Raw genomic sequence first — 25521 nt, forward strand, 5'->3', positions numbered from 1 at the left:
TAGGTAGCGATTCTAACAATGCGCCACGGGCGGCCGGCGCGACGAGCGCGGCGGTGACTTCCGCGGGGCTCGCGCCGTCTGATTGGATCGTCGAATGCTTGTCGCCCTGCTCTCCTTCGCGGCCGCCTCCGCCGTGCTCGTGATCGTACCCGGACCTGACACCCTCGTCGTGGTGCGCGGCGTTGCGCAGGGAGGACGTGGAACCGGGCTGCGCACGAGCCTCGGCGTGCTCAGTGGCCTCGTGATCTGGGTGCTCGCCGCGGTCGTCGGGCTCTCGGCGATGCTCAGGGCCAGTGAATACGGCTACACCGCGCTCAAGGTGGTCGGTGCCGCGTATCTGATCTACATGGGTGTGCAGTCGCTACGCGCCGTGGTGAACGGGGCCGCGCTGGGGGATCAGCCGGTCGCTCCGATGGAGCGGTCGTGGCGCACTGGAGGCTTCACTGCGGGCTTCCTCACCGACCTGCTCAATCCGAAGATCGGTGTCCTCTTCGTGAGTCTGCTCCCGGGCTTCGTCCCGTCGGGTTACTCGGTGACCTGGACGACGCTCGCCCTGGGCGGTGTCTACATTGCGCTGACGGCGGTCTACTGCGGCGTGTTGATCGCGGCCGCCGGCACGGTGACCCGCTGGATGCGAACTCCCCGCACCCGGCGGATGCTGGACGGTGTCGCCGGGGTCGCGCTCATCGGCTTCGGTGCCAAGCTGGTCACCGAGCGGTAGTCGCCGGCAGGGGGCGCGACGCCGTCACGGGGTGACCGTCGCGCTCGGCTGCGCGCCGAACAGGGTCTCCTCCGACCTGATGAGGTACTCCGCGAGGAGGTCGGCGGCCTCGTCTCGGCTACCTTCCAGGAAGGTCTCAAGGATCGTCACGTTGTCGTCGAGGAACGGGGCGTGCAAGAACTCGGGGTCCGCGATCGCCCCGAAGGCGAGACGCAGCTCGGCGAGGATCGAATCGAGGACCGCGTCGAGGCGGGGGCTGTCGCTGAGCCCGACGATGGCGCGGTGGAACGCCAGGTCGGCCGTCCCGACCGCCTGCCAGTCGCCAAGGCGCGCCGCCGCTTGCGCGGTTGCGACCGCATCGCGCATCCGCACTGCCCCGGGGTGATCCGGTCCCGCGGTACGGAGCGCGGGTGGTTCGATGGTGCGCCGCACCAGGTAGATGTCGCGGACGGACGCGCGGGTCGGGGCGGTGACCCGGGCGCCGCGGTTGGCCTCGTGCACGATCAGCCCCTCGTGGGCGAGCGTGCGCATCGCCTCACGCAGGGTGTTCCGCGAGACGCCGAGCTCCGCCGCCAGGCGCTCTTCGCGCAGCGGGTCGCCCGGGCGCAGGATGCCCTCGACGATGGCGCGCCGCAGGTCGTCCGTGGCCTCCGTGGCGGCGTGGCCGCGCTGTCTGCCTCTGCTCACGGCTCGATCGTACGGACGGTGCGGAACTTTGTTGAACAAATCGGGCGCAGGGTAGTGACAAATTGTTCAACAATCATCTATGGTGTGGATCACATCAGCGCCGACCGCTCACCGAGAAGAGACCATCCATGTCCACTGATCAGCCCGGGCAGGGCGCCGTACAGAAGGGCGCCGTCAAGGCGTACATCGCTAGCCTGACCGGCACCTCCCTCGAGTACTACGACTTCGCGCTGTACTCCGTCGCGTCAGCGCTCGTCTTCCCCCACGTCTTCTTCCCCGCAGAGGATCCGTTCATCGGGTTGCTCCTCTCGTTCTCGACCTTCGCCGTCGGCTACTTCGCCCGGCCCATCGGCGGGGTCGTCTTCGGTCGGCTCGGCGATCGCATCGGTCGCAAGAACGTCCTGGTCGCGACGCTCCTGCTGATCGGTATCGCCACCGTGCTCATCGGCGTGCTGCCGAGCTACGGCACCATCGGCGCGATCGCCCCGACGATCCTCGTGCTCCTGCGGTTCGCGCAGGGCGTCGGCGTCGGCGGCGAGTGGGGCGGTGCAGTGCTGCTCTCCAGCGAGTTCGGCGATCCGCGCAAGCGTGGCTTCTGGGCGTCCGCGGCCCAGATCGGCGTGCCCGTCGGCAATCTGATGGCGAACGGCGTGCTGGCCCTGGTCGCGGCACTGCTCACCGAGGACGCCTTCCGTGACTGGGGCTGGCGCATCGGCTTCCTGCTCTCAGCTGTGCTCGTCGTGTTCGGCCTCATGATCCGGCTCAGGCTGGAGGAGACCCCCGTCTTCCAGGCGATCGCTGAGCGCGCCGAGCAGCCGAAGGCCCCGATCTCCGAGGTGCTGCGCGGGCACCCGCGGGCGCTCTTCGCCGCGGCGCTCTCGCGGATCTGCCCCGACGTCCTGTACTCGCTGTTGACCGTCTTCCTCGCCAGCTACGCGACCAAGGAACTGGACTTCCCGACGAGCCATGTGCTGACCGCGGTGCTCACCGGGTCGGCGGTGCAGGTCTTCGTCATGCCGCTCGCCGGCGCGCTCACCGACCGCTTCAATCGCCGCCTCGTCTACGGCGTCGGCGCGCTGCTCACCGCGGCGTGGGTGCCGGTGCTGTTCCTCATGATCCAGTCGGGCAGCCGCGTCCTGCTGACTCTGGGCGTCGTCGTCGGTATGACGCTGCACGCGCTGATGTACGGCCCGCAGGCGGCGTTCATCACCGAGCAGTTCCCCGCGCGGCTGCGCTACGCGGGTAGTTCCCTCGCGTACACGTTCGCCGGCGTCGTCGGCGGCGGCATGGCCCCGCTCATCTTCACGGTGCTCTTCCGTTGGACCGATTCCTGGGTGATCATCGCGGTCTACGTCGCCGTGACGGCCGCCGCGACCGTCGCGGGCATGTGCATCGGCAGCGATCCCGACCCTAAGGAGGAGCTCGAGCTGCTCGCCGACGCCCCGGACGGTGTCGATGCTCCTCACTGACATCCGCCGCCTCGGCGCCAGCGCCGTGCGCGTCACGGTGACGCCCGGCACCGTCGAACCGCTCCGCGCCCGCCTGGCCGCCGAGCCGCTGCCCGGGCAGCAGGAACTCGTCGCCGGGGGTGAGACCGTCACGGTCCTGTTCGACAGTGCCGGGTCGGCTGCGGTGGGCGAACGCCTCCTCGCGGCAATGCCGCCGCCGGAAGCGATCATCCTCGACGGACCGCTGGTAGAGATCGGCGTCGTCTACGACGGCGAGGACCTGCGCGACGTCGCCGAGCAACTCGGCACCGACGAGGCCGGAGTCGTGCGGATGCACACCGAGCGCGCCTGGCACGTCGGCTTCCTCGGCTTCGCGCCCGGTTTCGCTTACCTCCGCTCGACGGAGCCGGGGCCGGAGATCGCGCGCCGGGCCTCGCCGCGCGTGCGGGTGCCGGCCGGCGCCGTGGGGCTGGCGGGGGAGTACAGCGCGGTGTACCCGCGCACCTCGCCGGGAGGCTGGCAGCTGATCGGCCGCACCGACGCCGAGCTCTGGGCACTCGACCGCGACCAGCCCGCGTTGCTCGTCCCGGGAGCGCGGGTGCGGTTCACGGCGGTCCGTGCGCGCATCGAGGCCCCGGTGGGGACGCCACCGAACCCGCCTGCGCCGCGCGCGGACCGGGGGCTCGTCGTGCGGGAGACGGGGCTGCAGAGCCTCGTCGAGGACCTCGGACGACCGGGGCGTGCCGCGATCGGCGTCACCCGGTCGGGCGCCGCCGACCGCGGCGCGCTGCGTCAAGCCAATCGGCTCGTGGGCAACCCGGCCGGGGCCGCGGGGATCGAGAATGCCGGGGGTGGGCTGGAACTCGTCGCAGCGGGGGAGCAGGTGATTGCCGTGACCGGCGCGGACGCGGCACTCGTGGTCGAGTCGCCGGACGGCCGATGGCGCACCGTCGAGCGCGGTCGTCCCTTCGCCCTCGACGACGGTGACCTACTCGAGGTCGGTCCGGTGACTGCCGGCCTGCGCGTTGTGGTCGCGGTGCGCGGAGGCATCGACGTCCCGTCCGTGTTGGGCAGCCGCAGCACGGACGTCCTCGCGCATCTCGGGCCCTCCCCAGTCGCTGCGTGCGACGTGCTGCCGGTCGGCCCGGCGCCGCGCACCGTCGTCGGTGAGCCCGAAGCTCTGCCCGTCGTCCCGGACGGGAGCCGCCCGACTGTGCTCGACGTGCTGCCCGGACCCGATGTGGCGCTCTTCCCGGATGGCGCCTGGGCGCACCTGCTCGAGGAGCGATGGGAGGTCACGCCGCAGAGCGACCGCGTCGGGGTGCGGCTCACGGGACGGCCGCTCGCGCGCGCCGACGGTGAGGTGCAGAGCCAGGCGCTCGTGCCCGGCGCGATCCAGGTCCCGCCGTCCGGGGAGCCGGTGGTCTTCGTCGTCGACCATCCGACGACCGGCGGCTATCCGGTGCTCGCCGTCGTGGCGGAGCACCACCTCGACCGGTTGGCGCAGCTGCCGCTCGGGTCACCGGTGCGGTTCGCGGCGGTGGACGCGGTCTCCGATGGGTGAGTGAAAGCGCGGCCGGTTCCTCGGCGGTGGCGCAGCCAGGCGCGGTCAAGGTGAAGGGCGCCGGCGGTAGCGACGTGACGCTGACCGGACCGATCGCGGCCAAGTACTCCGCCGCGACGCAGGCGCAGCGCACGGCGCTGGGCGTGGTTCTACCGGGCGACCACAACGCCGGGAGCGTCAACGGCTCGATCGTCCCGGCGGGGCTGCAGGACGCCCGGGCGACGTGGGGTTCAGGGCGCAGGGCAAGTCCGGTTCCACCGGCGGGCGTGGGCGCACCCGCTGCGCGACCACCAGGACGGCCACGCCCAGGACGCACCGCCACCACAGGAACGGGTCGATCGCCGCTCGTTCGGTACCGCCTGCGCCGAGCGGATTCGCCCAGGGGATGACGAGCGCGGCGAGCCCCGAGATCGCGATGCAGGCAGTGGTGAACAGGGCAAGCCGCGGGCGCGAACGGAGTAGCACCGTGGCGGCGAGGGCCATGAGAGCCATTCCGCTCACGTGCTCGACGTATGCCGCGATCGGATGGACGACGATGCGCGTCCCTGGCCCGCCGGGGAATTCGCCCGCGCTCCCGGGAAAGATCCCGACACACGCGAGGGCGACGCCGTTGATCGTCGCGAGTGCAACGGCGGCCCGGTCCCAGGGGCGGGGGAGCAGCGGCCGAACTGCGATCGCGGCCGCAATTCCCAGTGCGCCGACCGTCACGAAGGCCGTGTTCATGAGTGGATGCCAGGGCGAACACACGAAGCGGTCCGAGACCGCGAGCCCGCCGTCGCGGCTGAGGTCGCCGAGGCATTCGGGAACGCCCAGATCACTGATCATGTTGTCGGTCCAGCTGTACGGGCGCGGCCACTGCCGCGCGACGATCAGTTCTGTGAGGAAGTAGATCAGCGTGGCGGTCAGTAGCGCTCCGGTGAGCACGGTGCGTCGTCTGCTCAGCGAGTCGACCGGGCGGGCCTGAGGGAGCTCTTTGGTCGTTAGCCGCATTCAGTATTTGTAGTCGATGTTGAGAGCGGACGCAGTGGTGAGCGTCTCCCCTGGGTGCCGCACGGACGGCGCGCGTCCATCTTATTATTCATGTAGTCCTGAATTCAGAAAAATATGTACTATGTGCTCATGGACGTCACCCTCGGCTATGACGCGCTGACCCGGTTCGGTCATGCGCTGTCGGATGCGACGCGGACGGGAATCCTGCTGTCGCTTCGGGAGCGGCCCGGATATCCGGCGGAGCTCGCCGAGGAGATCGGCGTGTCGAGGCAGATCCTCTCGAACCACCTCGCGTGCCTCCGCGGGTGCGGCCTCGTCGTCGCGGTACCAGAGGGTCGGAGGAGTCGGTACGAACTCGCCGATCCCCGGATCGGTCGCGCTCTCGACGATCTCTTGGGCCTCGTACTCGCGGTGGATCCCGTGTGCTGCGCCGTCTCCTCGCGGGACGACTGCTGCTGATGGCGACCGTGTCCGTGCCCACCGCCGCTCGGCGCGCGCTCCTGAGCCGACGGATTCGGTGGTTCGTGGCCGTCACGATCACCTACAACGTCCTCGAGGCCGCGGTCGCGCTCGCCGAAGGCACCCGCGTATCGTCGACCGCCCTGGTCGGTTTCGGGCTCGATTCCGTGGTCGAGGTGTCGTCGGCCGCCGCTGTCGCGTGGCAGTTCGCGGGTCGAGACCCGCAGGCACGGGAGAAGACGGCGCTCCGGATCATCGCGTTCGCGTTCTTCGCGCTGGCGGCGTACGTCGCGGTCGGCGCGACGCGGTCGCTGATCGGGGCCGACGAGGCGCAACCGTCCAGGGTCGGGATCGCCCTTGCGGCACTGAGTCTGGTGATCATGCCGGTGCTGTCGTGGGCTCAGCGCCGGGCGGGCAGGGAGTTGGGCTCGGCGTCCGCGGTGGCGGATTCCAAGCAGACCCTGCTGTGTACCTACCTGTCGGCAGTACTCCTTGCCGGCCTCGTCATCAACAGCGCGTTTGGATGGTCCTGGGCCGATCCGATCGCCGCACTGGTGATCGCTGTGATCGCGGTCCGCGAGGGGGTCAACGCGTGGCGGGGCGATCCGTGCGGTCCCGCTCCGCCGCGGCCGGTGACGGGCGGCGACGATCACTGTGGATGTTGCGCCGAATGAGGGACCGGCGTGCGCGACGCCGGTCCCTTAGCCGTGAACGGTGTCGGTGCGCTCAGCGGGATTCGGCGGGCACCGTCGGGCGGCCGGCACGCGACCTGACATCGAGGGCACGGACCAGCTCGACGACCGGGCGATGGTGGGCGGCGATCACATCGAGGACGGGATTGACGAGCCCGCGCAGGGCGCTGTAACCGATCCACCGGGCGGGGGCGATCGTCCGCGCGGCACGGCGCTCGATCCCGCGGACTGTGCATTCGCCCGCCTGTTCCGGCGTGATGCGGGAGGTCAGGAAAGACGGCAGCAGGTCGGTCACTGCCGAGGCGAGCGGGTCCTCATCGAAGCCGACCTTGACCATATGGGTGTCGACGAAGCCGTAGTAGACGACGCCGGCCGTCGCACCGTAGGGCGCGAGCTCGACGCGCAACGCACGCCCGAGCTGCTCGACGCCGGCCTTCGCGACCGCGTAGGGGGAGACGCCGACTCCGTTGACGAAGGCGTACACCGAGGACGTGAGCAGGAGATGGCCGCCGGTCGAGAGGATGTGCGGCATCGCGGCGAGCACCGTGTTGTAGACGCCGTGCAGGTTGACCGCGAGCACGCGGTCGAACTCCTCGGGGGTCATGCCCTGCACGGTCGCACCGCGCGGAGCGATGCCCGCGTTCGCGACCACCACATCGACCGCCCCGAACCGATCGGCGACGGCGGAGAACACGTCGGCGAGCCCGTCGCGGTCGGTGACGTCGGCCACGAGGCCGATCGCGCCGTCGCCGATCTCGGCGGCGGCGGCGTCGACGTCCTCCTGCCGGAGGTCGAGCACGGCGACGCGGGCGCCTCGTGCGGCGGCGGCCTTCGCGGTCCCGAGGCCGATGCCGCGCGCGGCTCCGGTGATGGCGACGGTCCGGCCGGCGAGGTCGAGGTTCATGAGTGCTTCTCCTTGGTCGTGGTTCGCGCGCCCGCGAAGGCGTAGTCGGTGAGCGGGAAACGGCGGCTCTGCCACGCCGCCTCGACGGTGGTGGAGGCCCGGAACGGGACGTCGCCCTGCTTGGTGAAGTAGTAGCTGTTGGCGCCCGCGCAGCTGGGATTCGAGAAGACCTGCAACGGTCTGCGGGCCAGGATCGATTCCATGTAGGACTCCTGCGCGGCAGGGGTCACCTCGGCAGTGGTCGCGACGCGGCGCCGGGCCTCGTCGAGCACCCGCACGATGTGGGCGGCGCTGTTCTCAACCAGGGTGAAGAACGATGCGCCGTTGTAGCCGTACGGCCCGAAGACGGTGAAGAAGTTCGGGAAGCCTGCGGTGGCCACGCCCTGGTACGAGTGGAATCGGCCCGCCTCCCAGTGCTCGGCGAGATCGGTGCCGTCGGAGGCGGTCAGCCGGTACGTCGGGAGCGCGTCCCGATCGGTGACCTTGAAGCCCGTCGCGAGGATGAGGACGTCGAGGGCGTGCTCGGTGCCGTCGGTCGTGCGGATCCCGGCGGGTGTGATCGCCTCGATCGACGTGGTCTCCAGCGCAACGTTGGGACGGTTGAAGGTCGCGAGGTAGGAGTTGTGGAAGCTCGGCCGCTTGCAGCCGAGTGCGTAGGTGGGTGTGAGCTTCTCGCGGGTCTCGGGATTGGAGACCTGCGTCCGGATGTAGTTCCGCGCGGCGACCTCGAGGACGTCGGTGCCGGGGATCCACTTGTGGAAGTGGGCGAGTACGGGGAAGGTCGCCTCCACGAACGCCTGGCTGGCGAGCCGGGCGGCCTGCCGGACACCGGGGACTGCGGCTAGGCCCACGCGGCCCACGTGGCCGAGCGGGAAGTCGGGCTTGGGGAGGCACCAGATCGGCGTGCGCTGAAAGACGGTGAGTCGCTCGGTGGCAGGGGCGATCTCGGGGATGACCTGCACGGCGGTGGCGCCGGTGCCGATGATGCCGACACGCTTGCCCGCCGTCGCGACGTCGTGGTTCCACCGGCTCGTGTGCATCGTCTCGCCCTCGAAGGAGTCGATGCCCTCGATCTCGGGGAGCTTGGGCTGGCTCAGCGGTCCGCCCGCGTGGATCAGCCAGCGGGAGGTGATCTCGCCCGTGCTGGTCGCGATCGTCCATCGAGAGGTGACCTCGTCGAACGATGCGGAGTGGACGCGCGTGCCGAATCGGAGGCGTGGCGCGAGGTCGTACTCCTCGACGATCTGCTCGGCATAGGCGCGCAATTCCCGTCCGGGCGCGTAGCTGCGCGACCACGTCGAGCGCTGGGCGAAGGAGAACTGATAGCTGAACGATGGGATGTCGACGGCGACGCCGGGGTACGTGTTCCAGTGCCACGTCCCGCCAGGGCCTGCGGCGTCATCGACGAGGAGCACGTCGTCGAATCCCGCCCGGGCCAGTGCGATCGCGGTGCCGAGGCCGGAGAAGCCGGCGCCGACGATGACGATCTCGTGCTGCGGAGCGACGGGGAGCGGTGCATCGGGCACGACGGACACCTCATTTCAGATACGGAGAGTATTCGAATTCAGACTGTATCCCGATAGGATGGCCGGATGCAACGACTGTCGAGAGCGGAGGCGCAGGTCCGCACGCGGGAACTGATCGTGGCGTCGGCGACCGAGCTGTTCCTTCGCGACGGATTCACGGCGACCTCGTTGGAGGCGGTCGCGGCCCACGCCGGCTTCACTCGGGGCGCGGTGTACTCGAACTTCGCCGGAAAGGTCGCGCTGGGGAGTGCGGTGATTGATGCCCTGTACGAGAGGGAGACCGCCCGGGTGCTGGCGCTGGCCGAGGCTGCGCGCGCCGACGGACTCGCCGCGGTGATCGCCTCCGTCGACGCGTGGGGTCGGACGATCGTGGGGGACCGGGCGTGGTTCCGGCTCGAGATGGCGGTCGCGGCGACCAATGAGGAGGACGGCGGCCTGATGGTGGCGACGGCGTCGCGGTACGAGCGCATCCGCGCGGCGACGGCCACGCTGGTGAGGGAGCTGGAGGCCGCGCACGGGCTGGCGCTTCCGGTAGATGCCGAGACGCTGGCGCTGGGGCTGTTCAGCCTGATCCTCGGGCTCGGCATGCAGCGCGCGACCGATCCGTCGGTGTCGACGGACGTCGTTGCGCTCTTCGTTCAGCGGCTGTTGGGGGAGTCAGCCTGGTGACTGCCCGGCGGCGTCATCAATCTCTGTCGATCATGACGTCTGCGTGGTCGGCGATCCACTCCACGAGCGGCAGCATTCGCTGCATCAGATCGATCCCGAGCGGGGTCAGGCTGTACTGAACGTGCGGCGGCACCGTCGGGAAGGACTCCCGGTGCACGAGCCCGTCGTCGGCGAGCGTGCGGAGCGTTGTCGCGAGCATCTTCTCGCTGATCCCGTCCACCGCTCGGCGCAGCTCGCCCCAACGGAGGGTGCTGGCCGACAACCTCACCAGGATCAGCACGCCCCACTTGCTCATCACGTGGTCCAGGGCCACGCGTGTCGAGCAGTTCTTCTCGAAGGGCTGTAGACGATCGAAGCCGCTGACCGGGACACTTACGTTCATGTGGGTACCTTACTTCAAAGTGCGTACCCAGCCATTGGAATGCTTTCCTGGTGCAGCCGGTTGAGCCGGACGACCGACCACGAAGGGAATCCCATGACCATCCTCATCACCGGCGCCACCGGACAGCTCGGACGCCTCGTCATCGACGGCCTACTGACGCGGGGCGTCGACCCGCAGGCGATCGTCGCCGGGGCACGCGATATCGCGAAGGCCGGCGATCTCGCCGTGCGCGGGGTACGCGTCGCCCACCTCGACTACTCCGATCCGGCCAGCGTCGGAGCTGCGTTCGACGGGGTCGACACTGTGTTGTTGATCTCGAGCTCCGAGGTCGGGAGCCGGACCGCGCAGCATCAGGCGGTGATCGACGCCGCGAAGGCCGCTGGCGTCTCGAAATTCGTGTACACGAGCGCCCCGAAGGCGACCTCCTCCGACCTGGTGCTCGCTCCCGAGCACAAGGCGACCGAGGAGGCGATCGCCGCGTCGGGCCTGCCCGCGGTGATCCTCCGAAACAACTGGTACACGGAGAACTACGCCGACGCTGTGACCAGGGCGGCGGATACCGGTGTGCTGGCCGCAGGTGCGGGTGCCGGCCGGGTGGCCTCTGCGAGCCGGAGGGATTACGCCGAGGCGGCCGCTGCGGTGCTGGTCGGAGGCGGGCATGTTGGCGCCGTGTACGAACTCGGCGGCGACGTGGCGTGGGACTACCGCGATCTCGCAGCCGCGATCGCGGAGGCCACCGGTCGGCCGGTGGAGTACAGGGCGCTGTCGGAGGAGGAGAACGCGGCGGCACTGCGGGCGGCGGGACTCGAGGAGGGCACGATCGGATTCCTGGTCGCGCTCGATGCCGGTATCCGGGACGGCGCTCTCGCCGAGACCGACGGAACTCTGGCACGCCTGCTGGGACGCCCGACGACGCCGCTCATCGACGGGGTCCGCGCGCTCGCTTGATTGCCGGTCCGCGCCCTCGCGCCCGGCGCGGGCAAGCACAAGCTCGTGCGCCTTCGAGAGCGAACTGTTGCCAATTCGCCCTCGAGCGATGGCCGTCACTGAATTCGGTGGCGGCCATCGCTCGTTGCGGGTTCAGGTTCGCAGGGCCCTCTTGTCCACGGAATTGATGTCTGTCAATATCGATATATGTCGAATCCACTCCCTCTTGCCGACGTAGCAGTGCGATGCTCACCGCTGGTCCGTGAGCCCTTGTCGGAGGTGCAGTCGGTCGATCTCGCCGCAGTGTTCAAGGCCCTGGCCGACCCGATCAGGCTGCGCCTGTTCAGTTTGATCGCCAGCCACGAGGGCGGTGAGGCGTGCGTGTGCGACATCTCGCCGGTGGTGGATGTCTCGCAGCCGACGATCTCCCACCATCTCAAGGTCCTGAAGGCGGCCGGGCTGGTCGAATCCGATCGCCGTGGCTCGTGGGTGTACTACCGTGTTGTTCCCGAGGTCCTGTCCTCGCTCTCTGGCGTCCTGCAGTCCACCGGGACGGACGAGCCGGTCGGGGTGCGCGCGTGACGGGCACCGCGCCGACCGTCGGGCACAAGCCTGTCGTCGGCAAGCTGTCGACTCTTGACCGGTTCCTGCCGGTGTGGATCGGCGTCGCCATGGTCGCCGGCCTGCTGCTGGGCCGGGTGATCCCGGGCCTGAACGCTGTGCTGGAGAAGATCCAGGTCGATGGTGTCTCCCTGCCGATCGCGGTCGGGCTGTTGGTCATGATGTATCCGGTGCTGGCGAAGGTCCGCTACGACCGCCTCGACACCGTCACCGGCGACCGCAAGCTCCTGCTCGGTTCGTTGCTGCTGAACTGGGTGCTCGGCCCGGCGCTGATGTTCGCCCTCGCGTGGCTCTTCCTACCCGACCTGCCCGAGTACCGGACCGGCTTGATCATCGTCGGCCTGGCCCGGTGCATCGCGATGGTGATCATCTGGAACGACCTCGCGTGTGGCGATCGGGAGGCCGCTGCGGTACTCGTGGCGCTGAACTCGGTGTTCCAGGTGATCATTTTCGCCGTCCTCGGCTGGTTCTACCTCTCGATCCTGCCCGGCTGGCTCGGCCTCGAACAGACGACGATCAGTACCTCGCCGTGGCAGATCGCCAAGTCGGTGCTGATCTTCCTCGGCGTCCCGCTCCTCGCCGGCTATCTGTCGCGGCGGATCGGGGAGAGGGCCAAGGGCCGCGACTGGTACGAGGCGAGGTTCCTCCCGCGCATTGGCCCGTGGGCCCTGTATGGGTTGCTGTTCACCATCGTCATCCTGTTCGCCCTACAGGGCGAACAGATCACCTCCCGCCCGTGGGATGTCGCGCGGATCGCGCTGCCGCTGCTGGTGTACTTCGCCGTGATGTGGGGCGGCGGGTACCTGCTCGGCGCCGTCATGGGCCTGGGCTACGAACGCACCACCACGCTGGCCTTCACGGCCGCGGGCAACAACTTCGAGCTCGCTATCGCCGTCGCGATCGCCACCTACGGCGCCACCTCAGGCCAGGCCCTTGCCGGCGTCGTCGGACCGCTCATCGAGGTACCCGTCCTGGTCGCCCTGGTGTACGTCTCGTTGGCCCTGCGCAAGCGCTTCCCCCTCGCCCCGTCGTCCACCGCAGTTGGGGTGGATTCGTCCAGGAGTGTGAACTGATGCCCGACAACGAAACCCGCACGCCGAGCGTCTTGTTCGTGTGCGTAAAGAACGGTGGCAAGTCCCAGATGGCGGCCGGCCTGATGCGCGCGACGGCCGGCGACGCCGTGGAGGTGCACTCGGCGGGGGCCAGGCCCGGCAGCGCGGTCAACGGCCTGTCCGCCGAATCACTGGCCGAAGTGGGCATCGACGTCACCGGCGAGACGCCGAAGGCTATCGACCCTGGTGTGCTCGCGCGCGTGGATCTGGTGGTCGTCCTCGGGCGCGAGGCGGTCGTCGAACCGCCCGCGGGGGTGCGGCTGGTCAACTGGGACACCGACGAGCCCTCCGAGCGGGGCATCGACGGCATCGAGCGGATGCGTCTCATCCGCGACGACATCGCCGCCCGGGTCGTCGCGTTGACCGCCGAACTCACCGGGGACGGGTCGACAGACTCGTAATGTCATAATGTAGATTATCGGCAAAGAACGGGCCTGAGTGGTGTCGCGGGCGCAACGCCATCCACAGCTGTTGCGGCGCCGAATACTGGATAGCGCCGAACGAAGCGTCGCGCGACGGTGCACCGAACCCGGCGCACCAACGACAGGGACAAGCCAACGAATGTGAGCTGATCTTTATGGTTACAGGAGCACCCCACCGTGAGAGTCTCGCCGACCGCCGAGAGTTCCGCCCCGTGGCCCTGGTGATCTCGTTGCTATGCGTCGGACTCGTCGCCGGCGTCGGTGGCGCGGCGTCAGCGGACGCGGCGTCGGACTACTCGCAGCTCGCCCAACCGTCGTGGGCGCCTCCGAGCTGGCTATTCGGTCCCGTCTGGACTGTCCTGTACATCCTTATGGCGATCGCAGCGTGGCGAATCTGGCGCAGGGAACCTACGGTCGGCAACCGAGCGATCGTGCTCTACGGCGCGCAGTTGCTCCTGAACCTGCTGTGGTCACCACTCTTCTTCGGCCTGGAGCAGCGAGGATGGGCACTCGTCGATATCGTCGCGCTGGATGCCCTGGTGGTAGGAACGATCGCGGCCTTCTGGTTCCGCGATCGCCTCGCGGCGTTACTGCTTACGCCATACCTGGCATGGTCCCTGTTCGCGACGGCGCTCAACTTTTCGGTCTGGTCACTCAACTCCTAGCGCGACGCGACGGAATGAGGCTTGCGGCGGCATTGATGAAATGCGGATCACGTTTGAGCATCGCGGGCCTCCCAATGTAGTCCCAGCCAGCCCCACGCTCGCCCGATCGAAGCACTCGCGACGTCGCAGGTCGTTGCGACAATCTTCCAGACCATCGCTGCGGCGAATGACTACTGGCGATGGGGCAACGCGAGACCTCTGTCGCCCGCTGCTCCGGAGCTTCGTGTGACGGGAAACTGTCCCTATGTTTACGTCACAGTGACGTAAACATAGGGACAGTTGTCAGGGATTCGGAACCCTGGCCCCATTCGGCTGCTTGGTCTTCCTGAAGCTCTCTGGACGAGGGCGGCTCGATCACTTGTTGCGATAGCAAGATCACTCTTCTACTCTTGTGACACAAGTTAAGCCGCGGGTGAATAGAAGTTCGTTCGTACGGGGTAAGGAGAACTTATGGGTCGGCATAGCCATGAGCGAGTCGCGGACGCTCCGCGCGGTGACATCTCCCTCGAAGAGACTGTGCAGTTCAGCCTCCCTGGGCTCAGTCTCGCTCGCCCGACCTCTGTGCTGGCCACTTCTGATACGCGCCAGATGGCCATAGATTCGATTTCGCGCATGATTGATTTGATAGACATGATCGACAATGCGCCGGATCCCCGGGCGGCCCGGCGTGCCGGGCAGCGCAGCTCGCTCGTGAACTTCCGGCAGATCGCCACGGTTGGTAATCGATTCGCGCACGCCGCGGCGGCGCGCATGCGGCAGCCTATCGGCGGCCGGCACCGGCTCACAGGAGAATCTGCCGGCGACACGCAGCCGTCCGCGGGGAACATTAACCATCGGTGGTCGGATAACGCTATTGTTAACACCATGACCAATGATGACCTCTCCGTCCTCAAGCGCGCGCAAGAACTCGTCCGCAAGCACGATGAGGAGCTCCGTGCTCAGCGGGTCGAGCGTGAAGGCCGGGTGCGCCAGACGGGCTCGCTGATCGCCACCTACAGTGCCGACTGCGCGCTCCGCCTCGCGGAGGTGCTGGACTTCTCCACCAAGGACGGACCCGTCGACAAGATCAAGTGGCAGCTCTCCGCGTCCGGCGAGAAGCTGATCTCGTTCAACCCTGAGGACAACGATCTTATGGTCGACATGCATCGCATGCCGATGCTGGTCACCAACGTCGAGGGCTACACCGTCGGCGTTCAGCACCTGTTGGGCACCGACGTCTACGCCTTCGGTCTCACGGATGGTGAGGACAACTGGAGCGGTTTCGAGGACCTCGAGGGCTTCGGTCGCGCCACCCTCACTCCGGGTAACCGCTACAAGTGGGGCGAGGTCACCCTCTCCCAGTACAACGACTGAGCCAATTCCCTGTCCACGAAGTCGAGCGCGCCTCTGAGGCGTGCTCGACTTCTCTGTTTCTCGGAGGGCTGCGGCCGGCGCCGTGCCCGACCGGATGGCCGCACTCGGACGCGTTCTCGCCGGTACGCTGGTGCGGTTGCCGTACGAGGTCATCAGGAGCGTTCATGCCGCAGTCCGTCCCGCACGCCGCCGACAGCCACGAGAGGATCCGCGTCCACGGGGCGCGCGAGAACAATCTCAAAGACGTCAGCATCGAGCTCCCCAAGCGTCGGTTGACGGTGTTCACGGGCGTCTCCGGGTCCGGTAAGAGCTCGCTCGTCTTCAGCACTATCGCCGCGGAGTCGCAGCGGCTGATCAATGAGACGTACAGTGCCTTCGTACAGGGCTTCATGCCGACCCTCGCGCGGCCCGACGTCGACATCCTCGACGGCCTGACCACTGCGATCATCGTCGGGCAGGAGCGCATGGGCTCCGACCCGCGCTCGACGGTGGGCACCGCCACCGACGCCAACGCCATGCTGCGGATCCTGTTCAGCCGGCTCGGGGACCCGCACATCGGCTCCCCGCAGGCATACTCCTTCAACGTCGCCTCAGTCAGCGGCGCCGGCGCCGTGAAGCACGACAAGGGCGGACGCGAGGTCAAGGAAAAGGTCAGCTTCAGCATTACGGGCGGCATGTGCCCGCGGTGCGAGGGTCGGGGCAGCGTCACCGATATCGATCTCACCGCCCTCTACGACGACACCAAGTCCCTCGACGACGGCCCGTTCACCATTCCCGGATACAGCATGGACGGATGGCAGGGCCGTATCTACCGCGGCAGCGGCTTCTTCGACACGGCCAAGCCCATTGCGAAGTACACCAAGCGCGAATTGAACGACCTGCTCTACAAGGAGCCGACGAAGATCAAGGTCGAGGGGATCAACCTCACCTATGAGGGCATCATCCCGAAGATCCAGAAGTCGTTCCTGTCCAAGGACGTCGAGGCGATGCAGCCGCACATTCGCGCCTTCGTCGAGCGCGCCGTCGCGTTCAGCACCTGCCCCGAGTGCGACGGAACGCGGCTCTCGGAACTCGCGAGGTCCTCGAAGATCAACGATACGTCCATCGCCGACTGCTGCGCTATGCAGATCAACGAGCTCGCCGAGTGGATTCGCGGCGTCGACGATCCGTCGGTGGCGCCGCTGATCGAGAACCTTCAGCAGACGCTCGACTCCTTCGTCGAGATCGGTCTTGGCTACCTGTCCCTGGACCGACCCGCGGGGACTCTCTCGGGTGGCGAGGCGCAGCGCACCAAGATGATCCGGCACCTCAACAGCTCGCTCACCGACATCACGTACGTCTTCGACGAACCCACCATCGGCCTGCACCCGCACGACATCGCCCGCATGAACGGCCTGCTGCTGCGCCTGCGCGACAAGGGCAACACCGTCCTCGTCGTCGAGCACAAGCCCGAGGCCATCGCGATCGCCGACCACGTCGTCGACCTCGGCCCGCGGGCGGGGACCGCGGGCGGCGAGATCGTCTTCGAGGGCACCGTCGACGGCCTGCGTGCCGCCGACACGCTCACGGGGCGACATCTCGACGACCGGGCCCGCCTCAAGGACGGGGTCCGGGCACCGTCGGGCGTGCTCGAGGTGCGCGGCGCGACCGAGCACAACCTGCAGGACGTCGACGTCGACGTGCCGCTCGGCGTGCTCGTCGTGGTCACCGGCGTCGCCGGGTCGGGTAAGAGCTCGCTCATCCACGGCTCGATCAGTCCTCGGGAGGGCGTCGTCACCGTCGACCAGACCCCGATCAAGGGCAGCAGGCGCAGTAACCCCGCCACCTATACGGGCCTGCTGGACCACATCCGCAAGGCCTTCGCCAAGGCCAACGGCGTGAAACCCGCGCTGTTCAGCGCCAATTCCGAGGGTGCCTGCCCCGCCTGCAACGGTGCCGGTGTCATTTACACCGACCTCGGCATCATGGCCGGCGTCTCCACCACCTGCGAGGAGTGCGAGGGCCGACGGTTCCAGGCGGCGGTACTCGAGTACCACTTCGGCGGGAAGAACATCAGCGAGGTGCTCAGCATGCCGGTCGCCGAGGCGCTGGATTTCTTCGGCACGGGAGAGGCGAAGATCCCCGCCGCGCACAAGATCCTCGGCCACCTTGACGACGTGGGTCTGGGGTACGTCGGGCTCGGGCAACCGCTCACCACGCTGTCCGGCGGCGAGCGCCAGCGGCTCAAGCTCGCCACGCACATGGGCGACAAGGGCGGCGTGCTCGTCCTCGACGAGCCCACCACCGGCCTGCACCTCGCGGACGTCGAGCAACTCCTCGGCCTGCTCGACCGCCTCGTCGACGGGGGCAAGTCGGTGATCGTCATTGAGCATCACCAGGCCGTGATGGCGCACGGCGACTGGATCATCGACATCGGTCCAGGCGCCGGGCACGACGGTGGCCGCGTCGTCTTCGAGGGGACCCCGTCGGACCTGGTGGCGGGACGATCGTCCCTGACCGGGGAGCATCTAGCGGCCTACGTGGAGGCCTGACGTCCCGATCGATGGCCGGCTAACAGCGAGTCCACAGCACGTTCGCATACGATCGCTGACGTGTCCACGATCGAGACTGCCGCACCGGCCACCGAGAACCGTCGCACCACCGGGATTCTGTTGCTGGTGACCGGCGTGCTGGGGCTCCTGGCCTCCGCGATGCTGACCATCGACAAGATCAAGCTGCTCGAGGACCCGAACTTCGTGCCCGGGTGCAGCCTGGACCCGACGATCTCGTGCGGCTCGGTGATGCAGTCCTGGCAGGGTTCGCTGTTCGGCTTCCCCAACCCACTGATCGGGATCGCGGCGTTCTCGGTGGTGATCGTCGCCGGCGTACTCGCGGTCGGGGGCGTCGCACTCCCCCGCTGGTTCTGGACCGGCCTCGCGATCGGCGCGGCCGCCGGACTCGCCCTGGTGGCCTTCCTCATCTACTCGAGCCTGTTCGTGATCCACGCGCTGTGCCTGTGGTGCATGCTCGTCTGGACGATCATGCCCATCGTGCTCGCGACCGCCGTGGCCGCCGCGCTCGGCCCCAAGGCCACCCAGCCGGTCAAGCAGGGGCTCGCCGCCCTGGTGCTGCTCTGGTACATCGTCGTGATCACGCTGATCGGCGTGCAGTTCTGGGACTACTGGAGCAGCAAGTTCTAGATCAGTTCCAGGTGTCCTCGAGCATGCGCGGCTTGCACGCCTGGTAGGCGCCGAGGCCGAGGATCACGAGGCAGCCGAAGAGCATCATGAACGGCGCCGTCCAGCCGTGCGTCGCCTCGTGCAGCAGCCCGAAGCCCAGCGGGCCGGCGCACGCCGCGAGGTAGCCCACCCCCTGCATGAAGCCGGACAGCGCGGCCGATCCGGCGCCCGTGCGGGTGCGCAGGTTGACCAGCGTCAGCGCCATCGGGAAGGTTGTCGGGCCGAGCCCCAGCGCGATCACCCAGAGCCAGGTCAGCGTCATCGGCGCGAACAGCAGGCCCAGGAAGCCCACCACGAAGCAGCCGAGGAACGCGATCACCAGCGGGAACGGGTTCGCCATCCGGGTGCACAGGCCGGGCACGACCAGCGTTGCCAGGAAGCCGACGCCGGAGAACAGTGCGACCATGTTGCCGCCGAGCGCGGCGCTGCCGCCGGAGTCTGAGAGGATCGTCGGGATCCAGGTGAACATCGCGTAGGTGTTCAGCGAGGTCATGCCGAACATCGCGGCCGCGCCCCAGGCTAGCGGGGAGCGCCAGATCCGGCCCGTCGGCTCCGACGGTGCCTCCCCCGTCACGTCCTCCACGTCGTGGCCGCGCCGGGCCAGGACGATGCCGAGCCAGGGCAGGAACGCGGCGATCGGGATGATCGCCCAGATCGCGAGCGAGACACGCCAGCCGTAGGCGTCCGCGACCGGGACCGCGGCGAGCGCGGGCACCATCGTGCCCAGCTGGACGCAGGTCAGGTACGCGGTGCTGAGCACGGCGACGTTGTCCGAGAAGTAGCGCTTGACCAGCGGCGGCAGCACGACGTTGCCGATACCCATGCCGATCAGCGCGAGGCACGAGAACGCCAGCAGGCCGAGCGTGCCGCCCATCAGGGAGCGCACGCCGATGCCGATGGCGGTCGCGACGACCGCCACCAGCGTCGTGCGCTCGAGGCCGATCCGGCTGGTCAGGAGCGGCGTCACGATGCCCGCCGCGGCGAACATCGCGGTGGGCAACATACCGAAGACGCCGATGATCGTCGCGCCGAAGTGGAGATCCTCGCTGATCCGCGTGAGCAGCGGCGTCAGGGAAGTGACCGCGGTCCGCAACGTGAGCGCGAACAGCACGATCGCGAGCAGTACGAGCAGCCGGCCCTGCTTCACGGATCGCACCATGGTCTGATCGGCCTCCTGCGGCTCGGTCGCGATGCTGGTCATTCGCCCTCCTTACGGTCGACACAAATCATAGGATGAATGGATGTATGGCGGCAAGACGGTTTTCGTCCGGATAGGATGACTGTGATGCAACCGGTACGCAGGCAGACCTTGATAGCGCAGGTCACAGAACAGCTCCGCGGCGAGATCGCCAGCGGACGGTGGCCTGTGGGCGGCCGAATCCCCACCGAGACTGAGCTTCGCGAGCTCACCGGCACCGCGCGCAACACCGTCCGCGAGGCGGTGCAGGCGCTCGTGCACGCCGGCATGCTCGAGCGCCGTCAGGGCTCCGGTACCTATGTGCTGTCCGCGTGCGCCACGTCCACGCTGGGTGACTACTTCTCCGCCGCGCGCGACACCGACCTCCTCGAGCTGCGCGAGGCGCTCGAGGTGACCGCGGCCGGCCTCGCCGCGGAGCGCCGCGACGACGACGACGTCGCCGAACTGCGGCGTCTCCTCGAGGCGCGGAACCGGCTCTGGGCGCCCGAGCAGGTCGCGTCCGGCGCCGAGCGGGAGGCCATCGCGGCGGACCTCGCGATGCACCGCGGGGTGGTCGCCGCTAGTCACAACACGATCTACCTCGAGTTCTACGACTCGCTGGTACCCGTCCTGCAGGAGCACCTCCAGGAGTTCCCCGTGGGCTTCGCCACCTCGTACGAGTGCGCCCACATCGCCGTCATCGACGCCGTGGCCGCGGGCGATGCGGCGGCCGCCCGCGCCGCCGCCCGCGAACTCCTCGCCGAGGTGCGACTCCGCGAGCGCTGAGTGGTACCCCACTGGGGTATTATTCGGGCCGTGCGGACGATGCGGAGCGGATGGACCGGGGCCACCACGGCCGTGCTCCTCGCGTTCGCCGTCGTTCTCATGCACCTGGGCATGCCGCCGATGGCGATGCCCGCGGCGTCCGCATCGGCGACGCACCACGGCGCACCCCGCGACGCCGCTGTCGATCGCACGGTGATGGACCGGGCCGATCATGGACCTTCGGTGCAGAAGCAGACCGTCGACGCGGTCCACGACCACGGGTCGCACGACTGCGCCGGCACCGTCGTCGTGCACAAGACCGTCGGCGCGCCGCCGCTCGTCGCCGTCCTCCCCCTCGTCGACCGCGGCGCTCCCGCCACCCCGGCGGATCTCGCCGCCGTCGCGCGTGGTCCGCCGTCCTGGACGGTCTTCGACCTCGCACAGCTCTGCGTTCTCCGAGTCTGATCGACGCCCGCGCGCGGCCACCCTGGCCGCGGCGCGCTGAGCCGACCCATCAGACGTTCGAGATCCGCAGAGGAAACAACCATGACCGTTTCACGTATCCGCATCGCTACCATGCTGTCGGCCATCGCCGTCGGCGCGTCCCTGATCGGCGCGTGCACCACTGGCACGTCGACCGAGTCCGCTGGCTCGAGTGTCGCCGCCACCAGTGCCGGCGAGCATGCCGGCCACGGCGGCGGCACTGTGGCACCGTCCAGTAATGCCGTCGCCGCACAGTTCAACGATGCCGACGTCGAGTTCGCCACGATGATGTACCCGCACCACGCCCAGGCCGTCGAGATGGCGAAGCTCGTCGACGGCAAGGGGGCTCGCCCCGAGGTCGTCGCCCTCGCGGCCGAGGTCCAGGGCGCGCAGCAGCCCGAGATGGACGCCTTCACCCGCCTGCTCGCGCAGTGGGGCAAGCCCGCCCCCTCCGCGTCGATGGCGCACACCATGGACGGGATGATGACGCCCGCCCAGATGGAGAAGCTCGGCACTCTCCGGGGCGCCGAGTTCGACCGCGAATGGCTCACGATGATGATCACCCACCACAAGGGCGCTATCACCATGGCCGACACCGAACTCGAGAAGGGCGTCAACCCGGAGAACCGGAAGATCGCCGAGCAGATCAAGAGCGGCCAGCAGGCGGAGATCGCCCGCATGGAGAAGCTCCTCGCGTAGCCCGACAGAGATGGCAGTGGCCGCCGCTCGCGTTCTGCGAGCGGCGGCTGCACGGGCCGCGCGGAGCGGGCCCCGCAATCGTACGCCGCGAGATCGGGCAAAACTCTTCCGCCGGAACGTTCTCCGGGCAGAATCAGCAGCGCACCGGCGACCCCTCATTGCTTCGGGAAAGTGAGCAAGGATGACAGCGACGCATGCGCTCCGTAAGCCCCGACCGATCGCACTCGCGGCAGCGGGAACGGGGCTCGCGGGCGTGCTCGCCCTCACGGGTGGTGGTGTGGACTACCTGGCGCAGGTCGCGGCCAAGACGATCATCGTCGTCGGCGGCGCGAATGATCCGACCGGCAAGGATCAGTGGACCAGGATCAGCGGCGACTACACCGGGCCGGCGCCGGTCTTCGTCCAGTACCCCGCAGTCTTCGGCATCGGCTACCCCGGGTTCGCGCTCAGCAGCGACTTCAAGCACACCTACGCCCAGTCCAACGAGATCGGCGCCGCGGCCACCGTCGACGCGATCGCTGCCGCGAAGCAGAATCCGGACGAGGACGTCGTCGTCTACACGATCTCCCAGGGTGCCGACGTCGTTGGCCTCGCGGTCCTGCGGTACGGGAAGGACCACCCGCGCCCCTCCGATGGCTCGGCGAAGCTCACGTTCATCGAGCAGGGCAGCCCGAGCTTCATCCGTTCCGGCGCCTGGAGCGTGATCCCCGCGGGCATTCCCGGTCTGCACAACGGACCCGTCCGCAATGACGGCGCGTCCGGCGCGACGGTGGTCAGCATCTGCGTCAAGGGCGACATCGGCTGCGCGATGGGACTGAACCCGGTCGTCGCGATGGTCTACCTCGTGCCCGGATTCATGATGCACGGCACCGTCTACACCGCGGAGAACATCGGCCGCTACTCCCCGACCTCCGGCGAGCCGTTCACCCCGGGATCGACCCCGGAGACGCCCATCGGCACCCGCACCGAGATCCGCAACGGCAACACCGTCACCGTCGAGACCTACGAGGACGGCACCGTCAAGCGCACCTGGACCGAGGACAATACGACGTGGGTGTCGATCGACAAGGGTGAGAATCCGTGGGGATGGATGCTGCGCCGCAGCGGGATCGCAGTGCCGAAGGAGTTCGATCAGCTCCTGAACACCCTGATTCCGGTGCCCGAGCCCGGTGATTCCGGTCTGATTCCGGGAGTGCCGACCGCGTCTCCGGCGGACCGGACCTCGTCGCCCGCCCGGCACGGCACCGACCGGCCCGATGCGGTCACCGTCGCGGAGTTGGTCGCGCGCGAGGAGCAGAAGCCGGCACCCGCGGTCGAGCCGGTGGCGCCGACGGAGCAGGCGACGGTCGTGGTGCCTGCACGGTCGACTCCCCCGACCGAGCCGGTCGCGCCGCCGGAGCCGGTCACCGGTGGTTCCGTCCCGTCGGCGACCTCGGAGCCGCAGGCCGAGATTCCCGCGCCCGAGGCCCCGTCCGGCGAGACCCCGTCCGCCGAGGTCGCGCCGTCGGAGACCCCGGAGGCCGAGGTCTCCGAGCCCGCGGTGACCGAGCAGGCCACGAGCGTCGCGGCGGAGACCGCCGCCTAGCCGTACACCTCGTCGTAGAGTGCAACGATCTCCTCGGCGTCGGGGACCCGCGGGTTGTTGCCGGGCGAGCCGGACGCCAAGGCCTGCTCCGCCATGAGCGGCGCGAGTTCGTCCCACCGCGCCCGATCGATGCCGAACGCGCGGGGCGTGGGCACGGCCAGGTCGGCGCAGAGCTGCTCGATCGCGCCGACGAGCGCCTGCGCGAGGGCCTCGTCCGAGTCGCCGGTCAGCCCGTAGGTCCGCGCGCAGTCGGCGTAGCGCGACGGTGCCGCGCCCACCGAGAAACGCATCACCGCGGGCAGCAGCATCGCGTTCGAGAGTCCGTGCGCGACGTGGAAGTGCGCGCCGATCGGCCGGCTCATGCCGTGCACGAGCGCGACCGAGCTGTTCGAGAAGGCGACGCCGGCCTGCGTGGCGGCGAGCATCATCGCCTCCCGGGCCGGGCGGTCGGCGCCGTCGGCGTAGACGGCTCGGATGTGCGTGGAGATCGTGGAGATCGCGGTGAGGGCGAAGCCATCGGCGAACGGATTCGCCTTGCGGCTGACGTACGCCTCGATCGCGTGGGTGAGGGCGTCCACGCCGGTGTCGGCAGTGAGGCGCGCGGGCATCGACAGGGTCAGCTCGTAATCGACGATCGCCGCCACGGGCAGGAACGCCGGCCCCGGGCAGAGCATCTTCTCGTCGCTGGTGCTGTCGGTGATGATGCTGAACTGCGTGGCCTCGCTGCCGCTCCCGGCCGTCGTCGGGATCGCGATCACCGGGAGCGCGGGCCCGACGGTGACCGTCGGGGCCTTGTAGTCCCGCATGGTGCCGCCGCCCGCGGCGAGGACCGCGAGGGCCTTGGCCGTGTCCAGGGGGCTGCCGCCGCCGAGCCCGATGACGCAGTCGGCGCCGTGCTCGCGGACCACGTCGAGGCCTGGCACGAGCGAATCCGTGGTCGGATCGGGCACCGTCCGGTCGAAGACGGACACCTCGCAGCCCGCGCCGGTCAGGGCCGCGACCAGCCGCGCGACGGTGCCCTGTGCGGAGAGGAAGGCGTCCGTCACGACCACGGGCCGGGAGAAACCGAGGTTCCGGACCAGGTGGCCGGCGTCGGCGAGTGCGCCCCCTCCGACCGCGAGCCGGCGAGGAAGTCCTATCTGCGCTGCAGTCATGCCACGAACGTACCTAGACTCCTTCCCATGGCTGAGCAGATCGGCGAAGGCACACACGAATTCGAGCCGCACCACGCCGCGATCGGGGATCGTCTCAACTGGCTTCGGGCCGGTGTGCTCGGCGCGAACGACGGGCTCATCTCCACGGCGGGCATCGTCATCGGCGTTGCCGCGGCCACCGGCGAGTCCTCGGCGATCCTCACCGCGGGCATCGCGGGCCTCACCGCGGGTGCGGTGTCGATGGCGCTCGGCGAGTACGTCTCGGTGAGCACTCAGCGCGACACCGAGGTCGCGCTCATCGCCAAGGAGAAGGCCGAGCTCACGGAGATGCCCGACGACGAGTTCGCCGAGCTGGAACAGATCTACCGGCAGAAGGGGCTCTCCTCCACGACGGCGCGCCTCGTCGCCGAGGAGCTCACGGCGAACGACGCGCTGCAGGCGCACCTCGACGCCGAGCTCGGCATCGACGAGGAGAACCTCACCAGTCCGGTCGCGGCGGCGTTGTCCTCGGCCGTGTCCTTCAGTGTGGGCGCGAGCATCCCGATCCTGGCCTCACTCATCCACGGGCCGCGGATCCTGGCCATCGTGCTGGCAGTGTTGGTGGGGCTCGCGCTCACGGGTTACATCTCGGCGCGGCTGGGCGATGCGGACGTCCGGCGCGCGACGGCGCGCGTTGTGATCGGCGGGCTCATCGCGATGGCCGTCACCTATGCCGTGGGTAGGCTCCTCGGCACCACCGGAATCGCCTGAGGAGGCCGCGAGTGATCGCACGGTTCGCAGACAAGACGCCCCGCATCGCCGAGACGGCGTGGGTCGCCGAGACCGCCACCGTCGTGGGCGACGTGGAGCTCGGGCCGGGCGTCGGCGTCTTCTACAGCGCCGTCGTGCGCGGCGACACGACGCCGATCGTCATCGGCGAGAACAGCAACGTCCAGGACGGCGTGGCGATGCACGCCGACCCGGGCTTCCCGCTGACCGTCGGAGAGCGGGTCTCGATCGGCCACAACGCCGTGGTGCACGGCTGCACCGTCGGCGACGACGTTCTGATCGGCATGGGGGCCGTCGTCCTCAACGGGGCGGTCATCGGCGCCGGCAGCCTGATCGCGGCGAACGCTCTGGTCCCGCAGGGGATGGAGGTGCCGCCCGGCTCGATGGTCGCGGGGGTGCCTGCCAAAGTGCGGCGAGAGCTGTCCGAGGACGAGCGCGCGGGGATCACCGCCAACGCGGCCGGATATCAGTTCCTCACGCAGGCCCACGCGACGCAGACCGGGCCGGCCTAGCCCGGTCCGACGGGCGGC

The 25521-nt window shown here is 68.9% G+C and carries 28 protein-coding genes; 21 read left to right on the plus strand and 7 right to left on the minus strand.

All coding sequences use genetic code 11. From position 1 onward, the window contains the following. The first annotated feature begins 94 nt into the window (after positions 1-94). Positions 95-721, plus strand: coding sequence for a LysE family translocator (locus HNP44_RS06670; protein ID WP_259143635.1), 627 nt, complete (start codon positions 95-97; stop codon positions 719-721). A 24-nt stretch (positions 722-745) separates the two neighbouring features. Here the strand turns inward: HNP44_RS06670 and HNP44_RS06675 are convergent, their stop codons facing one another. Beyond that, positions 746-1408: a GntR family transcriptional regulator gene (locus HNP44_RS06675; RefSeq protein WP_259143634.1), complete on the minus strand. Its 663-nt coding sequence runs from the start codon at positions 1406-1408 to the stop codon at positions 746-748. Positions 1409-1536: 128 nt separating this feature from the next. Between HNP44_RS06675 and HNP44_RS06680 the strand changes: the two genes are divergently transcribed. Beyond that, entirely contained in the window at positions 1537-2877 is a 1341-nt protein-coding gene (locus HNP44_RS06680) for an MFS transporter (protein ID WP_259143633.1), read from the plus strand. After that, a complete protein-coding gene (locus HNP44_RS06685; protein WP_259143632.1) occupies positions 2864-4420 on the plus strand; it encodes a 5-oxoprolinase subunit B/C family protein in 1557 nt (518 codons plus the stop codon). The genes HNP44_RS06680 and HNP44_RS06685 overlap by 14 nt, the downstream gene beginning before the upstream one ends. Before the next feature lie 177 nt (positions 4421-4597). Here HNP44_RS06685 and HNP44_RS06695 read toward each other — a convergent pair whose 3' ends face one another. Continuing rightward, positions 4598-5410 (minus strand): DUF998 domain-containing protein, encoded by an 813-nt coding sequence (locus HNP44_RS06695; protein ID WP_259143631.1) that lies wholly within the window; start codon positions 5408-5410, stop codon positions 4598-4600. Between the two features lie 129 nt (positions 5411-5539). On the opposite strand from HNP44_RS06695, the gene HNP44_RS06700 reads away from it, so the two are divergent. Both HNP44_RS06700 and HNP44_RS06705 read left to right on the plus strand, forming a co-directional pair. After that, a complete protein-coding gene (locus tag HNP44_RS06700) occupies positions 5540-5869 on the plus strand; it encodes an ArsR/SmtB family transcription factor (RefSeq protein ID WP_259143630.1) in 330 nt (109 codons plus the stop codon). Continuing rightward, positions 5869-6543, plus strand: coding sequence for a cation transporter (locus HNP44_RS06705; protein ID WP_259256858.1), 675 nt, complete (start codon positions 5869-5871; stop codon positions 6541-6543). Before HNP44_RS06700 ends, HNP44_RS06705 begins: the two co-directional genes overlap by 1 nt. Positions 6544-6595: 52 nt before the next feature. Here HNP44_RS06705 and HNP44_RS06710 read toward each other — a convergent pair whose 3' ends face one another. After that, complete coding sequence (locus HNP44_RS06710) at positions 6596-7465, minus strand: SDR family NAD(P)-dependent oxidoreductase (protein ID WP_259143628.1); 870 nt, start codon at positions 7463-7465, stop codon at positions 6596-6598. Next, entirely contained in the window at positions 7462-8991 is a 1530-nt protein-coding gene (locus tag HNP44_RS06715; protein ID WP_259143627.1) for a flavin-containing monooxygenase, read from the minus strand. Before HNP44_RS06715 ends, HNP44_RS06710 begins: the two co-directional genes overlap by 4 nt. Before the next feature lie 66 nt (positions 8992-9057). Here HNP44_RS06715 and HNP44_RS06720 point away from each other — a divergent pair, with 66 nt between their 5' ends. After that, the gene (locus tag HNP44_RS06720) at positions 9058-9660 is read left to right on the plus strand and encodes a TetR/AcrR family transcriptional regulator (protein WP_259143626.1); all 603 of its coding nucleotides are present in this window, start codon (positions 9058-9060) and stop codon (positions 9658-9660) included. A 16-nt stretch (positions 9661-9676) separates the two neighbouring features. On the opposite strand, the gene HNP44_RS06725 is transcribed toward HNP44_RS06720, so the two are convergent. Further along, positions 9677-10042 (minus strand): winged helix-turn-helix transcriptional regulator, encoded by a 366-nt coding sequence (locus HNP44_RS06725; RefSeq protein ID WP_259143624.1) that lies wholly within the window; start codon positions 10040-10042, stop codon positions 9677-9679. A gap of 93 nt (positions 10043-10135) precedes the next feature. Here HNP44_RS06725 and HNP44_RS06730 point away from each other — a divergent pair, with 93 nt between their 5' ends. The 9 genes from HNP44_RS06730 (at position 10136) to HNP44_RS06765 (ending at position 18321) form a co-directional block, all read left to right on the plus strand. Further along, on the plus strand, positions 10136-10990 hold the full coding sequence (locus tag HNP44_RS06730) for an SDR family oxidoreductase (RefSeq protein WP_259143623.1): 855 nt from the start codon (positions 10136-10138) through the stop codon (positions 10988-10990). Between the two features lie 186 nt (positions 10991-11176). After that, positions 11177-11551 carry an ArsR/SmtB family transcription factor gene (locus tag HNP44_RS06735; RefSeq protein ID WP_259143622.1) on the plus strand — a complete coding sequence of 125 codons (375 nt, stop codon included), beginning with the start codon at positions 11177-11179 and terminating at the stop codon, positions 11549-11551. Beyond that, complete coding sequence (gene arsB, locus HNP44_RS06740; protein WP_259143621.1) at positions 11548-12663, plus strand: ACR3 family arsenite efflux transporter; 1116 nt, start codon at positions 11548-11550, stop codon at positions 12661-12663. The genes HNP44_RS06735 and arsB overlap by 4 nt, the downstream gene beginning before the upstream one ends. Next, positions 12663-13103, plus strand: coding sequence for an arsenate-mycothiol transferase ArsC (locus tag HNP44_RS06745; protein ID WP_259143620.1), 441 nt, complete (start codon positions 12663-12665; stop codon positions 13101-13103). The genes arsB and HNP44_RS06745 overlap by 1 nt, the downstream gene beginning before the upstream one ends. A 176-nt stretch (positions 13104-13279) precedes the next feature. Next, positions 13280-13789 (plus strand): TspO/MBR family protein, encoded by a 510-nt coding sequence (locus HNP44_RS06750; protein ID WP_259143619.1) that lies wholly within the window; start codon positions 13280-13282, stop codon positions 13787-13789. Positions 13790-13894: 105 nt separating this feature from the next. Then, entirely contained in the window at positions 13895-14056 is a 162-nt protein-coding gene (locus HNP44_RS20900) for a hexameric tyrosine-coordinated heme protein (protein WP_374758770.1), read from the plus strand. A gap of 597 nt (positions 14057-14653) precedes the next feature. After that, positions 14654-15142, plus strand: a complete 489-nt coding sequence (locus HNP44_RS06755; protein ID WP_259143617.1) for a hypothetical protein — start codon at positions 14654-14656, stop codon at positions 15140-15142. Between the two features lie 164 nt (positions 15143-15306). After that, positions 15307-17673 carry an excinuclease ABC subunit UvrA gene (locus tag HNP44_RS06760; RefSeq protein WP_259143616.1) on the plus strand — a complete coding sequence of 789 codons (2367 nt, stop codon included), beginning with the start codon at positions 15307-15309 and terminating at the stop codon, positions 17671-17673. A gap of 60 nt (positions 17674-17733) precedes the next feature. Further along, positions 17734-18321, plus strand: coding sequence for a vitamin K epoxide reductase family protein (locus HNP44_RS06765; protein WP_259143614.1), 588 nt, complete (start codon positions 17734-17736; stop codon positions 18319-18321). Between the two features lies 1 nt (position 18322). On the opposite strand, the gene HNP44_RS06770 is transcribed toward HNP44_RS06765, so the two are convergent. After that, positions 18323-19561 (minus strand): MFS transporter, encoded by a 1239-nt coding sequence (locus HNP44_RS06770; RefSeq protein ID WP_259143612.1) that lies wholly within the window; start codon positions 19559-19561, stop codon positions 18323-18325. 84 nt (positions 19562-19645) lie between these two features. On the opposite strand from HNP44_RS06770, the gene HNP44_RS06775 reads away from it, so the two are divergent. From HNP44_RS06775 to HNP44_RS06790, 4 genes are all read left to right on the plus strand, one after another. After that, complete coding sequence (locus HNP44_RS06775) at positions 19646-20323, plus strand: FadR/GntR family transcriptional regulator (RefSeq protein ID WP_259143611.1); 678 nt, start codon at positions 19646-19648, stop codon at positions 20321-20323. A gap of 30 nt (positions 20324-20353) precedes the next feature. After that, complete coding sequence (locus tag HNP44_RS06780) at positions 20354-20767, plus strand: hypothetical protein (RefSeq protein ID WP_259143610.1); 414 nt, start codon at positions 20354-20356, stop codon at positions 20765-20767. Positions 20768-20848: 81 nt separating this feature from the next. Continuing rightward, positions 20849-21484: a DUF305 domain-containing protein gene (locus HNP44_RS06785; RefSeq protein ID WP_259143609.1), complete on the plus strand. Its 636-nt coding sequence runs from the start codon at positions 20849-20851 to the stop codon at positions 21482-21484. Positions 21485-21665: 181 nt separating this feature from the next. Beyond that, positions 21666-23069, plus strand: coding sequence for a PE-PPE domain-containing protein (locus HNP44_RS06790; protein ID WP_259143608.1), 1404 nt, complete (start codon positions 21666-21668; stop codon positions 23067-23069). On the opposite strand, the gene HNP44_RS06795 is transcribed toward HNP44_RS06790, so the two are convergent. Continuing rightward, positions 23066-24223, minus strand: a complete 1158-nt coding sequence (locus HNP44_RS06795; RefSeq protein ID WP_259143607.1) for an iron-containing alcohol dehydrogenase — start codon at positions 24221-24223, stop codon at positions 23066-23068. The genes HNP44_RS06790 and HNP44_RS06795 overlap by 4 nt on opposite strands. 27 nt (positions 24224-24250) lie before the next feature. On the opposite strand from HNP44_RS06795, the gene HNP44_RS06800 reads away from it, so the two are divergent. Continuing rightward, on the plus strand, positions 24251-24973 hold the full coding sequence (locus HNP44_RS06800) for a VIT1/CCC1 transporter family protein (RefSeq protein ID WP_259143606.1): 723 nt from the start codon (positions 24251-24253) through the stop codon (positions 24971-24973). 11 nt (positions 24974-24984) lie between these two features. Continuing rightward, positions 24985-25503 carry a gamma carbonic anhydrase family protein gene (locus HNP44_RS06805; RefSeq protein ID WP_224647102.1) on the plus strand — a complete coding sequence of 173 codons (519 nt, stop codon included), beginning with the start codon at positions 24985-24987 and terminating at the stop codon, positions 25501-25503. The last annotated feature ends 18 nt before the right edge of the window (positions 25504-25521 follow it).

This window comes from Tsukamurella ocularis (assembly GCF_024807615.1).
Taxonomy (GTDB): domain Bacteria; phylum Actinomycetota; class Actinomycetes; order Mycobacteriales; family Mycobacteriaceae; genus Tsukamurella; species Tsukamurella ocularis.